At 39.3% G+C, this 14,599-nt stretch carries 15 protein-coding genes and 1 tRNA gene; 5 read left to right on the top strand and 11 right to left on the bottom strand.

Annotated elements, in window-relative coordinates; genetic code table 11:
- Positions 1-613 precede the first annotated feature (613 nt).
- The 3 genes from CUU64_RS07155 (at position 614) to CUU64_RS07145 (ending at position 3,451) form a co-directional block, all read left to right on the top strand.
- Positions 614-1,540 carry a S66 peptidase family protein gene (locus CUU64_RS07155; protein WP_101632825.1) on the top strand — a complete coding sequence of 309 codons (927 nt, stop codon included), beginning with the start codon at positions 614-616 and terminating at the stop codon, positions 1,538-1,540.
- Positions 1,541-1,788: 248 nt separating this feature from the next.
- Entirely contained in the window at positions 1,789-2,679 is an 891-nt protein-coding gene (locus CUU64_RS07150; protein ID WP_101632824.1) for an MBL fold metallo-hydrolase, read from the top strand.
- Between the two features lie 421 nt (positions 2,680-3,100).
- Positions 3,101-3,451 (top strand): hypothetical protein, encoded by a 351-nt coding sequence (locus CUU64_RS07145; RefSeq protein WP_101632823.1) that lies wholly within the window; start codon positions 3,101-3,103, stop codon positions 3,449-3,451.
- Positions 3,452-3,952: 501 nt separating this feature from the next.
- Here CUU64_RS07145 and CUU64_RS07140 read toward each other — a convergent pair.
- From CUU64_RS07140 to CUU64_RS07125, 5 genes are all read right to left on the bottom strand, one after another.
- Positions 3,953-5,647, bottom strand: a complete 1,695-nt coding sequence (locus CUU64_RS07140) for a methyl-accepting chemotaxis protein (RefSeq protein ID WP_101632822.1) — start codon at positions 5,645-5,647, stop codon at positions 3,953-3,955.
- 157 nt (positions 5,648-5,804) lie between these two features.
- A complete protein-coding gene (locus tag CUU64_RS07135) occupies positions 5,805-6,155 on the bottom strand; it encodes a hypothetical protein (RefSeq protein ID WP_101632821.1) in 351 nt (116 codons plus the stop codon).
- 291 nt (positions 6,156-6,446) lie between these two features.
- On the bottom strand, positions 6,447-6,539 hold the full coding sequence (locus tag CUU64_RS22330) for a putative holin-like toxin (protein WP_219621861.1): 93 nt from the start codon (positions 6,537-6,539) through the stop codon (positions 6,447-6,449).
- A gap of 214 nt (positions 6,540-6,753) precedes the next feature.
- The gene (locus CUU64_RS07130; RefSeq protein WP_101632820.1) at positions 6,754-7,128 is read right to left on the bottom strand and encodes a sulfurtransferase; all 375 of its coding nucleotides are present in this window, start codon (positions 7,126-7,128) and stop codon (positions 6,754-6,756) included.
- A 126-nt stretch (positions 7,129-7,254) separates the two neighbouring features.
- Positions 7,255-8,022: a sulfite exporter TauE/SafE family protein gene (locus CUU64_RS07125; protein WP_101632819.1), complete on the bottom strand. Its 768-nt coding sequence runs from the start codon at positions 8,020-8,022 to the stop codon at positions 7,255-7,257.
- A gap of 367 nt (positions 8,023-8,389) precedes the next feature.
- Between CUU64_RS07125 and CUU64_RS21895 the strand changes: the two genes are divergently transcribed.
- Positions 8,390-8,475: transfer RNA gene (locus CUU64_RS21895), tRNA-OTHER, on the top strand.
- Between the two features lie 476 nt (positions 8,476-8,951).
- Here CUU64_RS21895 and CUU64_RS22520 read toward each other — a convergent pair.
- The 3 genes from CUU64_RS22520 to CUU64_RS07115 all read right to left on the bottom strand — a co-directional run bounded on the left by CUU64_RS22520 (position 8,952) and on the right by CUU64_RS07115 (position 10,654).
- Complete coding sequence (locus CUU64_RS22520; RefSeq protein WP_257985444.1) at positions 8,952-9,080, bottom strand: hypothetical protein; 129 nt, start codon at positions 9,078-9,080, stop codon at positions 8,952-8,954.
- Between the two features lie 292 nt (positions 9,081-9,372).
- Positions 9,373-10,194: an ABC transporter ATP-binding protein gene (locus tag CUU64_RS07120; protein ID WP_101632818.1), complete on the bottom strand. Its 822-nt coding sequence runs from the start codon at positions 10,192-10,194 to the stop codon at positions 9,373-9,375.
- Between the two features lie 268 nt (positions 10,195-10,462).
- Entirely contained in the window at positions 10,463-10,654 is a 192-nt protein-coding gene (locus CUU64_RS07115; protein WP_374702704.1) for an SDR family oxidoreductase, read from the bottom strand.
- 342 nt (positions 10,655-10,996) lie between these two features.
- Between CUU64_RS07115 and CUU64_RS07110 the strand changes: the two genes are divergently transcribed.
- Positions 10,997-11,155, top strand: a complete 159-nt coding sequence (locus CUU64_RS07110; protein WP_101632817.1) for a DUF1540 domain-containing protein — start codon at positions 10,997-10,999, stop codon at positions 11,153-11,155.
- 164 nt (positions 11,156-11,319) lie between these two features.
- On the opposite strand, the gene CUU64_RS07105 is transcribed toward CUU64_RS07110, so the two are convergent.
- The 3 genes from CUU64_RS07105 to CUU64_RS07095 form a co-directional block, all read right to left on the bottom strand.
- A complete protein-coding gene (locus CUU64_RS07105) occupies positions 11,320-13,752 on the bottom strand; it encodes a heavy metal translocating P-type ATPase (protein WP_101632816.1) in 2,433 nt (810 codons plus the stop codon).
- 171 nt (positions 13,753-13,923) lie between these two features.
- A complete protein-coding gene (gene copZ / locus CUU64_RS07100; RefSeq protein ID WP_101632815.1) occupies positions 13,924-14,130 on the bottom strand; it encodes a copper chaperone CopZ in 207 nt (68 codons plus the stop codon).
- 15 nt (positions 14,131-14,145) lie between these two features.
- Positions 14,146-14,490 (bottom strand): metal-sensitive transcriptional regulator, encoded by a 345-nt coding sequence (locus CUU64_RS07095; RefSeq protein WP_101632814.1) that lies wholly within the window; start codon positions 14,488-14,490, stop codon positions 14,146-14,148.
- Between the last annotated feature and the right edge of the window lie 109 nt (positions 14,491-14,599).

Genomic DNA, 14,599 nt, shown 5'->3' with positions numbered 1-14,599 from the left:
TTCTAGTAAAACCATATCGAAAAATTAAGCAACGTTATTCTTATTAGTATACTTAAGAACATACTGATTTTGGAAGTAGAATTCTATATATGTTTATGTTGCGTTTCAATTTTTGGAGAATGAGTTGTTATAGTTTTAGTAGCAATGATACTTGCACTCGTTTTGAGCACTTGCATAGATTAGTTGGGAACATACCCAAAATTCCGGGCAGAAAAAGATACATGGGTTCGTATAAGCCCCCCTCCAATGTCCTTCATGGTGGACATGAAGGACAAAAGCCGGGTATTAAGGAAGTGATTACCGTCACGTTTCCTCGGAAAGGAAGCCTTATCACTAAGCACTTTCAAGCTGCTTCCTTTCTGGTCTCGTCATCTAAATAATGTGTCTGGCATTAGGATCATTAAAATGCAAAAAAGAGAATTTTTATTTGGGGTTGGACAGTTCAAGCTTTAAACCTGCCAAACTTTAATGACACATTAAAAAGTTCCTAAAAGGCCTGGATATTTAAATATGTAACTGCATACCAAATTTTTCTATAGAAGCGGCAGAAGGTCAAACGCAGGCGACTGAATGCCGGTGGTTAATTTGTAAAGCAAATGAGGAGTGGAAAAAGATGGCAATCAGACCACCAATGTTGCGAAGAGGGGACACAATTGGATTGGTTTCACCTGGAAGCCCTCTTGATGCCGATCTAATTAACACCAGATCGGAAACTTTAAGGGACATGGGGTTTAATGTAGTTTATGGAAAGCACGTTTATTCTTATGAAGGAATCGTCTCTGCACCGGCCCAGGAACGAGCTGAAGACCTGATGAACATGTTTAGGGATGCGCGAATAAAAATGATTCTGCCAACCCGTGGAGGTACAGGGGTTCAGAGCATTCTGCCTTATCTTGATTTTGAAGTAATACGGGAGAACCCCAAAATTATATCTGGCTATAGTGACGTGACAATACTGTTGAATAATCTATACCAACGAAGTAACTTAATCACGTTCCATAGCCTTATGCTCATTGATTTTAGACCGGACACACCTACTTACAATTATAATCAATTCTTTGCAGCAACCTCTGCAACGACACCTAGAAGGGTCATTGAGAATCCGCCAGATTTACCGCTTAGAAGTCTAGTGCCGGGGAATGTTACAGGCCCAATAGTTGGAGGAAACATGACTTCATTGGTCAATGCATTTGGTACGCCATATGAAATCGATACACGTGGTAAAATACTCTTCTTGGAAGAAACCCATGCTCCTACAAATATGATTTATCGATATCTATCTCAACTGTTATTGGCAGGAAAGCTTCAAGAATGCTTGGGTATCGTTATGGGACAATGTACGAACTGTACTGTATCATACAATACAACTTATGAAGAGTTAATTAACAGCTTATTAGTTCCCTTAGGAAAACCATTAATGGTTAACCTTGCTACAGGACATGGCTATTATAAAGCTGCCATACCGATTGGTGCAAATGCTACCTTAAATACAAGGGATAATACATTGACTGTTGTGGAACCAACCGTGTCTGCACAATAGTGAGTAATCTTCTAAATGCTCTATTACAACAATATTATTGTTTTACATCATAGAAAATGAAGCCTTACTCCCCAAACATGGAGCTAAGGCTGTTTGACTACCATTAAACGCTAGATGCCGCTTAGGTACCCTTCTAATTATGTATGTTTCGAAAAGCTATGGTATAATGAATGAATAATCATTCATTATATATGAATTGCCCTGAAACCTACTCGGGTATAATGAAAATTTTTAAAGAGGTGAACATGATGAATCGCAAAGGTCCCCTTATAATAGTGGAAGCTCCTAATAATAGTAAGGTTCCTTTTTCAAGAAGCCTGTACATTGATTGTAACGAAAAAGTGTTGATTGATTCTGGTGCTGATCCAAAAGCCTTACAGGAAATAGACCAGCAGTACGGTATTGAGTTAATAGTAAACACTCACTACCACCCTGACCATACACGACACAATTATCTTTTTCCCAATGCAGAAAAATGGATAAATCCGATTGAATTTAAAAAAGCTGAAACGGTTGAAGGGATAGCCAGGCTTAATGGAGTGTATCAGGAATGGGGTTCTGAAGGAGTTGAAATTTGGAAGAAAGACCTGCCGCAGGAATGGGTCGAAAACCTCGGAGGATATTCCCAGGCATATAAATATGATATGGAGTATTCTTTTGGCGGCGTAAAGGTTGTTTTTCTACATACGCCAGGACATACCTCAGGACTTTCTTGCCCTTACTTTCCAGAATTGGGTGTTGTATTTGTAGGTGATTACGATATGACTTCATTTGGTCCCTGGTATAACGGTACAGATGGGAGCATTGAAGACTTCATTAAGTCAGGAGAATGCCTGCTCAGCCTGGATGCTGACACATTTATCACTGGTCACCAAAAAGGGATTTTTTCTAGGCAAGAATTCGAACAAGGAATGGAAAGCTTCCTTGCCATTATTGAAAAAAGGGATGAAATGATTGAAAAATATGTACGCCAAGGACTGACCTTTGATGAAATCACGAGTATCGGCATTTTCTATCCAAAACAAGCTTTAGATGTACCGCTCCTCAAAACCTGGGAACGCAGCGGTATTCGCAAGCATCTGAAACGCCTTGGACTAAGTGTGCCTGAAACGAATGTAAGGCTTGGTATCGCTAAATAAAGTCCAAAAGTGTATAGGTCGCAAAGGCTTCCTATACACTTTTCCCAGATATAAAATTTTTCATTGGCCTTCAAGATAAAAAAGGGAAAACTAATATTTTAACCCATATCAGGAATTTAGCGGATAATCCAGAAATTGATTGGTTATGCTTTGAAGCCTTCCCTAAATCCGTAATCAATTCCCCCCTCCGCATACTCCCTTCTAAAAAATGATGTACCCAAGTTTCACAACAACCCAGTCACAAAAAGTGGTTAGTAACAACCGCATAGCAGTTTTATTACCGAAGCCCAGCGTCAATAAGCTTTTTTATACGGAGAGCTTAGCATTATTTTACGGAATTAAAATAATTAAAAATTACACCCTAGGACAATGGAGAAAATTTTGTTGTCCTTAGTTGAAGAAACAGAAAAGGAGAACCCGTATGAATATCAGTTCGTTCTCATTCACAGGCCAACCTGTGTATCATGTAGTCCCTGAAATTTATGAAGGCCTTGGATTGCCTGAATTATCATCGCATATGGAGCAAAACTTTACCTTTACATATATGCTTGGTAAAAAGACAGCAATGGGTCATGGAAGTATCCGCCTTTACAAAAAAAACGACCATGTTAAACTCGATATTCCAGATGGCCTCCCTGGTATCGGACCGGTAAGGATGAAGAAATTGAAGGAACTTTTACTAGAATACGCCAAAATTCCTTTCATGGAAAATGTAAATTCTACTTCGGAACAAAAAAGAGTGTACCACGTAGATTTCCGTCACAGAAAGTAGTCACTTCACCCTCTTCTCATCGTGGTGTAATTAACCATTTCAGATAGGCAAAATAGCAAAGACTGCGTCACCACTCATTAACGGACCTCCTCCTTTTGATCAGCACCTGTTGTATTTATTATCTGGTTTGCATTCAAATTCCAGAAACTTGAACAGGAAAAGAAACTAATTCACTAGAGAGATTTCAGAAAAGCTAGATAAACTGGATAAACTCTAATTCGCAAGTTCAATAGGATTTGCCTATTATGTTTCTTAGAATTATGAGAGTGCGGACAAACAATTAACCCGCACTATTAATTATTTAAACTCCCATATCTCGTCCGTTCAAAGGGTCCCAACCAGTCCTCCACTTTTCCAGAATTTAAAAATCTCCTGTCCATTTCTTTAATATCCAGGGCTTCTTTATTAGTTAGGCCCTACCGCTTCGGCCACTAAGAAATGCAATTTGGTGAAGCAAACAAGTAAAAAGTGCGCGACCTCACTGAGCCACGCACTTGTTTTTTACAGTTTAAATTTGTTTACCATAGCCTGTAATTCTTCTGCCATTCTTGCTAGGGCGGTTGAGGAAGCATTGATTTCTTGCATAGAAGCCAATTGTTCTTCCGTAGAAGCAGCTACATCCTCCGAGCTGGAAGCGTTACTCTTTGCGAGGTTCGTAATGACTTTTGCCGATTCTGCCACTTCTTCAACACTGGCAGTAATTTGTCGGACAGTAGCACTTATGTCCTCGATTTGTGGAGTTATATTTCGAGTGCTCTCTAGGATTGTCTCAAATTTACTTGAAGTTGCAGATGAGACTTTTAAACCCTTTTCCGCATTCCCCATCACTTCACTCATAATTTTTACGGATTGCTCTGTATCTCTTTGAATCACACTGATTAGTTCAGCGATTAGCTTTGTTGAAGACTGGGATTGTTCCGCTAGCTTTCTTACCTCATCAGCCACAACCGCAAATCCTTTTCCATGCTCTCCGGCTCTTGCTGCTTCAATCGCTGCATTTAGGGCTAAGAGGTTTGTCTGATCAGCAATTCCACTGATAACATCAAGAATCTTACCTATTTCTTGTGAACGTTCGAATAGCTGTCCAATAACTTTATTGGATTCACTGACCGAATCGTGGATGAATTGCATTTGTGAAAGATTATCCGACACAAACTTGCTTCCCTCTTCAGCTTCACTTGACGTGTTTCTCGCTAATTGTGAAACGCTTGAAGAACTTTCGGAAATTCGCAAGACTCCTTTTAGCACTTCTTGTAAGGAATCCGAATTTTTCTCAAGCGCATGTGTGGCATTTTCTGCACCTGTAGCAATCTCCTGGATAGCCGTGGCAACCGTTTCTGTCGCTGTAGTAGATTGATCTGCACTAGAATGCAGCTGCTCAGCAGAAGCGGCCACCTGGTTGGCGTTATTCGAAATGCCGACAATGATTTCCTGAAGGTTTTTGGTCATCTGTTCGAACGATTGATTCAACTCAAATATCTCATCCTTGCTGTTTACATTAACCTGTTCAACGTTTAAGTCACCGTCAGCTACCTTTTTGACAATGTTGTTCAATTGCACAATAGGACGGGATATAATGGTTGATACCCAGAAACCACAACCAATCGCAAGCAATGTTGCAATAGAACTAATGATTAAAACTAATTCCAAAGCTCGGCGGGAATCATCATCTGCTTGTGCGATGTTTTTGTTTAATATATCATTTGTTAACCAATCATCAAATTTATTTGCCGTGTCGTTCATTTCCTGGCTTACTGGAACCACGTGTCCTCTAGCCATTTTTAAAGCTTCAGCTTTATTAATAGCTGAATGTTCAATTACTTTATCCGCTTCTTCTTGCCAGTTAATATTTAGTTGTTCCAACTTATCTAGATAATCAAGGGATTCTTTTCTTGTAGCTAATTTACGGGCATCATCTATGTCTGCCTGAATGGTTTCATGTGTTTCTTTCATTTGTTCCACCATTTCAGGATCACCGTACAGCAAATACCCTCTTAAATCCGCGATCTTCATGGCCAAGTCTTTTTCCATGTTTTGAACAAGCATGTTCATTGCTGCCGCATTTTTAAGTAAATATGCGTAAGAATCATGCATTTGCTTAATTTTGAAATAGGAATAGCCTACTGCCATTCCAAAGATGAGAGATACAATAATAAAGCATCCCACGAGTTTTTTCTTGATGTTTACCTTCTTCATTTCTTTTTATATTCCCCTTTAAATATATTTACTATGGTAAACATCGACATAAATCTACATCTTTTCACAAATATTCAAAAAAAAATACCGACCAATATTTCCGGTAAACTATATTCTCATAACAAAACAGGGTGCCTCATAGCGAAAATAGCGATATCTAATACCCACGACTCCAATGTAACCCGTTTCTTTTACTAAGTATGTAACAAGAGCCATCCACATCAAAATACAAATACTTTCCGCTGCTCACATTGAAGTATACCCTTTGTTTATCATAAATCAGCTTGGCTACTTTGTTAAAATGTGTTAAAAAGTCAATGGACGGATTCAAGATAATTTCATCACTTTTACTTGTTGTAACAAATCCTTTAGGATTAGAGCTCCTATCAGGTTTCACCTCCGTAATCCAATCACCATTCAAGAGCACGGTATTGGCGCTCATTGTCACTTTTCGGTTTTGCACAGTCCAGACCTTCTTGCAATTACATCGATGGATTTTGCTCTTCATGCCCAGCCCTGCTTTCTTTAAAAGTATTGTCAGTTATAATATATTTTCGAAAAACAGGTAGACAACCCTTTGTATTTCAGCAGATGGCCATTTTTTATATGGCATTTTCTGATCGCCATGCACGGCGAAATACAATGGAAAGAGGCAGGTATCAATCAGGAGGAAATTTACATACAATAAAAAAGGACCGTCAGTGGCCAACCAACGGTCTAAATTATGAGGTTCCTTCACAAGGGGACCAGCGATTATGAGGAATAATTCACCCTTGTCACATCGTCTCTTGCGGGTGAATTATTTTTTTTGGTTAAATGACAGAACAGCCACGATCAGGCTTGCAAACGCACATGCAAACATCAACGCTTCAAAGGCCGTCATCAGCACCACACCCTTCCTTCTGAGGATGTGCTGAGAACCCTTGAGAAATACTGCTCTTATGTTTAGCAATCGTATTGATTATAAGATAATTCTTATTAGGTATGGTTCTGCGTAAATTTCTTTCTTTATTCTTATTGTTACACCCATTTTTGATTTTCTCAAGCCCATTTTATAAACCTATAATAGTAATATTGGAAATAACTTTATTGCTAAAGCTTCCTCCTTAATTGGAACGAGTTGGCCCTTTATTGCTGCTCCCCTTACATGGACAATCCTTAACTTCATAGCTCGTTACGTTAAAGCCTTTTTTCCTAAGAAAGCGTACCCCTAAATTCAATTCTAATTGATTGGCCGCAATCACATGTATATTTCCATTGGAAATTTCGTTATTAAATCGTCTAAGATACGCATACGGAATGTTCAACGTACGGCTGTCCGAATCATGTATCTCATTATAATCTCTTATATCCAACATAATGATGTTATCGTCCTTGATGATATATTCTTTTTTTCTACAATCCACTTTTTTCACCGGAAAATGGCGCGTGTAAGCGAACCAGGTTGCTGCCAACATCGTCAATATGAGTAATGGGATCATGTACACACGACCTTTATCAAAAATTCTCCTTTCCTACTATACATCAACTTACAGAATAAAAAAAAGACGATGCTCACAGATTAGTGGAGAATCGTCTTTTTCATACTTGTATACAGTAAAACATTTCTAACTGATGAGCTTAATACCACTTATTAAGATAATGGTAGCGATAATGACCTGGAGCGGTTTCGGTGATACCTTGAGCGATAGCCTACTGCCTAATAGTACCCCCGGAATCGAACCCAATAGCAAGTTGGCTGCCAACAAATAATCAACGTTACCAAAGCTGGCATTAAGAATGCCAGCAACCGTGACTAACAAGAAAGCGTGCGCGATATCTGTCCCCACTAGCTCGGAGGTTTTCATGTTGAAAAGATATAGCATTGCAATCGCAAATAAAGATCCTGAACCAAGTGAAGTTAAGCCAACGATAAATCCAAAGAATGCACCAACCAGAATGGTTAATGTCTTCTTGTTTTCCAAGGGCAGCTTCTGCCAACGATTCAGTCCCATTTTCTTATCAAAAAAGACTCGCAGAATAATAGAAATCGAGACCAATGTGAGCACATAACCAAGTGTATGTTTAATGATGTTTTCCTGGTGCTGTTGAAATGCTGGAAATAGGTGCAAGGAGCCGATTGCTATGACGGCACTGGGAATGCTCCCAAACGCTAAATATTTTACCAATTGAAAATTGATGGTTTTTTGCCGCCAATGCTGAGCTGCCCCGAATACTTTTGTAATTGAATTATAGACGAGATCAGTTCCTACTGCTATCGTCGGATTAATGCCCATTACTATCAAAAAAGGCGTCAAAAGGGCTGCTCCCCCTACTCCCGTCATGCCAACTAGAGTGCCTACTATTAAACCCAAAACCGTAATACCGACAGTCATCGTGTTGCCTCCCATTTTAAATCCGAGTTGTCTTATGCGATTATATCCCAATGGACCGGAAACGTAAATAATATTCTGAATAACAATTTGCAAATATCCCTCTAACTTATTCTTTCAATTCAAATTGCGGGCCTATACGCACAAAAAAAGCCAAAAAAAGTGTAATCCGATAAGATCATCCTCATTTGAATGCAGCCTCCACTGGTTGTTTATACGTTAACGGTCTAATTTCGAACAGAATATAGTACTGCCGTTTACCTAGAATCATTTCGAATTGGTCAACTGCATCTATTGCTTTAAAAACAGTGTCTTTAATGTTTCACATCTCCATGAATAAACTGATCCATTCTGTAAATAATATTTGTATGGACTTGTAGCTCAAAGCACAGAGCAACCAGCAGTTTTAGGCGCAAACTGTTGTGTGTCTTGTGGGTTCAAATCCCACCAAGTCCGCTTCAATTTATTTTCCTGTTCAATTACAAAATAGACAAAAATAAAAACCGCATTATCTCTAGGTTATTGCCCTCAATTAACCTTCTTGATGTGAATAAAATATTCCATCATCAAGGAGGTGAACCTAGTGTCTTTCTGCGAATGGAACAAAAACTGTAACTTTAACGAAGTAAAAGGGTGTAATTGTGAAAGAAATGAAAAGTGCAGCTGCAACTCTGGTTGCAACTGCGGGTGTGACGGTGAGTTCTTTTCAACCAAAGAATTTTTTGAGGATTTTTTTGAAAGCTTTTAACTTGCCTTTGATAAAGAGATAGGGCTTTACTATCTCTTTATTGTTGTGTCCCATAATTGTCAGTTGTATTTTTCGAAACACCCTTTAAGCAAAAAAATAAACGGCTTGCCAGTTCTTCTATTCAGAACATGCAAGACCGCCTATATTAAGTAATGTATCCTAATATTTGACTTCATTTTTTGCTTCATTCATTGATAGCCTGAAGATCTCGTTCAGGAGCACCTGCTTTTGCATGTTCAAACAGATAGGTTAAATATGTGTTTAGTTCAAATCCCTCTTCGTGCGCAAAATCAGTCAGTTTATATTCTTCCATTGATTTTCTCCTCCTTCATTTACTCTCCTATAATTTATATATTACATTCCCCAAAAAACAGTTCTACTAACATCAAATTTACGATTCAAATAATTACAATTTCAAATGCCATGAATAGGCCGAAAATGGCTGGCATATCCACGACTATATGGAAATTTCACTTCATGTATCAACTATAGTTGAAAACGCTTTCAATTTCAAGGTTTTTTACAGTGTTGAAATCATCTTCTTGTGTTTGAAAAGAGGCCAAACAATCTGACCCCTATTCACACGTTTTGAATAAACTCCAAGTTTAATCAAAAATCATATGTTCTGATTTAACCCGGATCCAAGGACGATCATTTTCCCAATCAAGTGATAATGGCACGTCAAAGGTGTTTTGAAGCAACGGTTCTGTTAGGGTGTGTTCTTTATCTCCTTGAGCAATAATGCCTCCTGAATGCATCAATATAACATGGGATATGGAAGGGATAATTTCCTCGACATTATGAGTTACATATAATAGCGTCGGGCCATCAGGCATGGCAGACATCTGTTCGATTGTCGATAAAAGCTGTTCCTTTGATTTAATATCCAATCCATTGCAGGGCTCGTCCAAAATCAACACACGCGGACCAGCCATTAATGATCTTGCAATCATAGCTTTTCGTTTCTCTCCTTGTGAGAAGGTCGTAATCACTTCGTTTGCCAGATGACCTATGTTAAATTGTTCAAGTAAATGATAGGCTTTGTCTAAATCTTTTTCTGTAATATCTTCAAAGAGGCCGACCGAAGCAAATTTGCCGCTAAGAACGACTTCAAGACCTGTATCAAACTGCCTGATATGAAATTTGTCGTCCAAGGACGTACTTACCCAGCCTATTGACCTTCGTAGCATTGGAATGTTTGTCTTGCCAAACTGGTTCCCCAACACAGAAACATCTCCAGTAGTCGGCCATTGGTACCCTGTAATCATCTTGAGAATGGAGGTTTTCCCAGAACCATTCAAACCCAACAGAGCCCAATTTTCACCTTTCTTGATCTCCCAGGATATGTTGTTTAATATAGCCTTTCCCTCTTGTTTCCAAGTGACGTTCCTTATCGAGATGACACTGCTGCTATCAGATTGGCTCATCGAAATCCCCCTAAACCATATGATTTTTGTGTTCGGTTTATATAACGTTTAAAAATTGTGAAATCTCATGATTGGTCTTATGGTACGAATTTTTTCAAAAAATGTCAATTTTCCCACAACTATAGTTAGATTGATTTATAAGAAAATAGGGAAACACAAAAAGGATAAATCAGCAGAGCACGATCTCTACTCATCTATCCTCTTTTCGTTAAACATGGACTCAAACCCTTGTTCCATCATTTTTTGTGATAGGATCTTTATGAATTCATTAATATGCTGTCCATCCAGCATCTGCTGTATTGACTGTTCCGTTCATAAAACTTGATTCATCCGAAGCTAAGAAGAGGGCTACCGTTGCGATTTCTTCCTGTTTGCCTACTCGAGGGTTAATCCCCATTCCAGGTTGGATACGTCCCATATCGAATTCATTAATGCCTGTCATACTGGAGCTAATATTCACTGCTACCTTATTTTCAAGTTTTATTACAAATCCCTCCACGTTTATATGATGGTTTTCAACTCAATTAAATCAACAATTGTTCATTAAATGCCTTTCAATACAGTATAAAGACATTCATGCTGACTCTTCAAACATTACATAGAGGAATTTATACACCGGGTGAACAATTTTTTTCTGTTTACTAACAGATGCTTTAAAACAGGGGAGGTACGAATTTGCAATTCAAAAATTCCCCATGCCATCTCATAATAAAATACCAAATAATCCAGAGAAGATTGTTGATATAAAAGTATCAATGAAAGTTGTTACGTAAATGATAATAATCAGGAGGTGTTCCAAAGCATGGCGAAAGATGTACTTTGTGAAGTGAATAACTGTACGTATTGGGGAACAGGAAATAAATGTAAGGCTGATTCCATTTATGTAGTAAGCCACAATGGCAACCATGCATCAGATAGCAAAGAAACGGATTGTAAAACTTTCAAACCAGAATTGCTATAACCTTCAGGACAACACATCCTTGAACCATGTAACTAGTAACCCTATTGTACGTTTAGTATTATAAATTTACTCAATTTTATTCATATTTTCGCCCCGGAAATCGACTAATTCCCGGGGCGAAACATTACTTTTGCAAAATTGTCTTAGTGATGCAATAAAATGTGTTACATTGTCTTTTCATTCAACTTTATCCGTTGCAAGCGCAGTGCATTTAACACAACAGATACGGAACTAAACGCCATCGCCGCACCCGCAAGCCATGGGGCAAGAAATCCTGCTGCTGCTACCGGTATACCGAGCGAATTATACGCCAATGCCCAGAACAGGTTTTGCTTGATATTTCGGATCGTCTTCTTACTTATTACGATTGCATCAGCAATGCTATTTAAATTACCTCTCATGAGGGTAATATCGGCCGCTTCCATAGCCACATCCGTTCCGGTTCCAATTGCCATTCCTATATCAGCCATGGCCAACGCTGGCGCATCATTGATCCCATCACCAACCATCGCGACCCGCTTGCCTTGTTCCTGTAGCTTCTTCACTTCATCCGCTTTTCCTTCCGGCAGGACTTCCGCAATTACTTTATCAATGCCTACTTCATTTGCAATGGCCTGTGCAGTGCGCTGATTGTCACCTGTCATCATGATTATTTCAAGTCCAGCATCTTTCAATCGTTTAATTGCTTCCCTGGATGTTTCTTTAACAGTATCTGCTACAGCCACTATTCCCTCATAAGCACCATCAATCGCGACAAGCATTGCGGTTTTTCCGTTATCTTCAAATCTTTCCATTTCATTGGCCGCATTATTAATGGAGACATTATATTTTGCCATTAATCTTCTGGTACCGATTAAAAGTTGCTGGTTCTCGACTGTTGCCTTTATTCCGTGGCCTGGAATTGCTTCGAATTCTTGCACATCCGGCAAGGAAATATTTTTTTCCTTAACGCCCTGAACGATCGCTTCAGCAAGAGGATGTTCAGATTGTGTTTCGGCTGCACCTACAAGGGCAAGGAATTTGGCTTCATTTATGCTGCCTTCCACCATTGCATCCGTTAACACCGGTTTTCCGTTTGTAACCGTACCTGTTTTATCTAAAACGACAGTTGTGATACGGTGCGTTGCTTCCAAATGTTCCCCGCCTTTAAACAAGACCCCGTACTCGGCCGCACGTCCAGAGCCGGCCATTATTGAAGTTGGAGTTGCCAACCCAAGGGCACAAGGACAAGCAATGACCAGAACTGCAATCAACTTCTCCAGTGCTTCCGCAAATTCGCCGGGACTCACCCATAAATACCAAATCAGAAATACGGCAATTGAAATTCCTACTACAATTGGCACAAATATGCCAGAAATTTGGTCCGCCACACGTTGGATAGGAGCCTTTGAACCTTGTGCCTCTTCTACCACCTTGATGATTTGGGCAAGGGCTGTATCTTTCCCTACTTTCGTTGCTTTTACCTTCAAAAAGCCATTTTTATTAAGGGTTGCACCGATGACGGAATCCCCCACTGTTTTACTTACCGGCACACTTTCGCCCGTTAACATGGATTCATCAAGTGCGGACCGCCCTTCGACAATCTCACCATCAACTGGTACCTTTTCTCCGGGTTTCACATAGACGATGTCACCAGCTGCCACTTCTTCAAGAGGAACTTCCATTTCTTCTCCCGCTCGAACCACCATGGCTGTTTTCGCCTGAAGGCCCATCAATTTTTTAATAGCTTCTGATGACCGCCCTTTTGCTCGGGCCTCAAACAGTTTACCTAAGATGATCAATGTAATCAAAATAGCACTCGTTTCATAATATAGCTCTACCCTATGCGCATGAGAGCCAATTGATAGGATCGATTGGTATAAACTGTAGAAAAACGCGGCGGAAGTCCCTAATGCAACGAGCACATCCATGTTGGAACTTTTATTACGAAGCGCTTTATAAGCTCCCACGTAAAACTGCCTGCCAATAATAAATTGTACCGGTGCAGCAAGCGCAAGCTGTACCCAAGGATTCATAAACAGATCAGGTACATAGAGGAAGGATGTAAATTCAAAGTGCCCTATCATAGACCACAGTAATGGAAGAGAAAGGATTAACGAGAAAATGAATTTTCCTTTCTGCTTTTTAATTTCCATCGCCCGATAATCTGCCGTTTCCTTATTTTCTTGCTTTAATTTTACTTCATAACCAATGCTTTCAACCTTCTTGATCATGTCTTGAATGGTGATCTCTGAAGGGTTATATTCTACCGTTCCTGTTTCAAGGGCCAAATTGACTGTAGCATTACTGACACCCTCCAGTTTGTTCAATCCTTTTTCAATCCGTGCTGCGCATGCGGCACAGGTCATTCCGATCAAATCAAAGTCAATCTTTTCCTTAACAACCCCATAGCCAAGGTCAGTAACCTTTTTCTCTAAGTCCTCCACCTTAGTGACCTCTGGATTGTACATCACAGACGCTTTTTCCAACGCTAGATTAACATTGGCATTCTCAACGCCTTCTAGTTTGTTTAATCCTTTTTCAATGCGGGTTGCACAGGCGGCACAGGTCATACCTGAAATAGGCAATTGAACCTCTTTCAAAGCGCCACTACTCATCTTCAAACCACTCCTTCTATAAAGAAAGATTAATTATTTAATACAGTAATACTATACCCTCCTACCGTATAAGTCAATCACTTTTTTATAACGCTATATGTAGAACCTTCAGCCCGTAAAATGAAAAACAGAACGTGCTGAAAAATCAGTCACGTTCTTGTGTCAAAGCAATTATTCAACGTCATACCCTTGATCATCGATTGTTTCTTTAATTTTATCAAGTGTAGCAACATTCGAGTCAAATTTTACTGCAACTTGGCCTTTATCAAGATCCACTTTCACACTTTCTACACCGTTAAGCTTTCCTACACTTCCTTCAACCGCTTTAACACAATGTCCACAAGACATGCCTTTTACATTTAACGTTACATTTTCCATTGTTGATCTCCTCCGTTATTTTTTCATTAATTTTTGTACAGTGATGAGAACCTCATCCAGAACTTCAAGATCTCCTTCTTGAATCCGTTCAACCACACAACTTTTCATATGTCCTTCAAGCAAAAGCTTTGCTACACTATTTAGAGCTGATTGGGTTGCTGATATTTGGGTTATTACATCATCACAGTAGGTATCCTTTTCAATTAATCCTTTAATTCCACGGATTTGTCCCTCTATTCGGTTTAACCGTGTCACTAGATTTTTCTTCACTTTATCTGAATGATGGCTCTTTCTGTCACTGTGTTCTAATCCACAACATTCCTCGGCCATTGTTTCTTCATTATTTAATTCTAAAGACATCGCTTCGCCTCCTTTATCCGCATTATATTATACCCTGGTACGGTATGTAAAGATTCATACTTTATTTTTTAGCCTTTTTTTCACTATACAATCCCAAAACATTCCCAAC

Source organism: Bacillus sp. V5-8f, assembly GCF_002863565.1.
Classification (GTDB): Bacteria; Bacillota; Bacilli; order Bacillales; family DSM-1321; genus Peribacillus.
The sequence above is the reverse complement of the archived record's forward strand: the minus strand, read 5'-3'. Positions and strand labels throughout refer to the sequence as shown.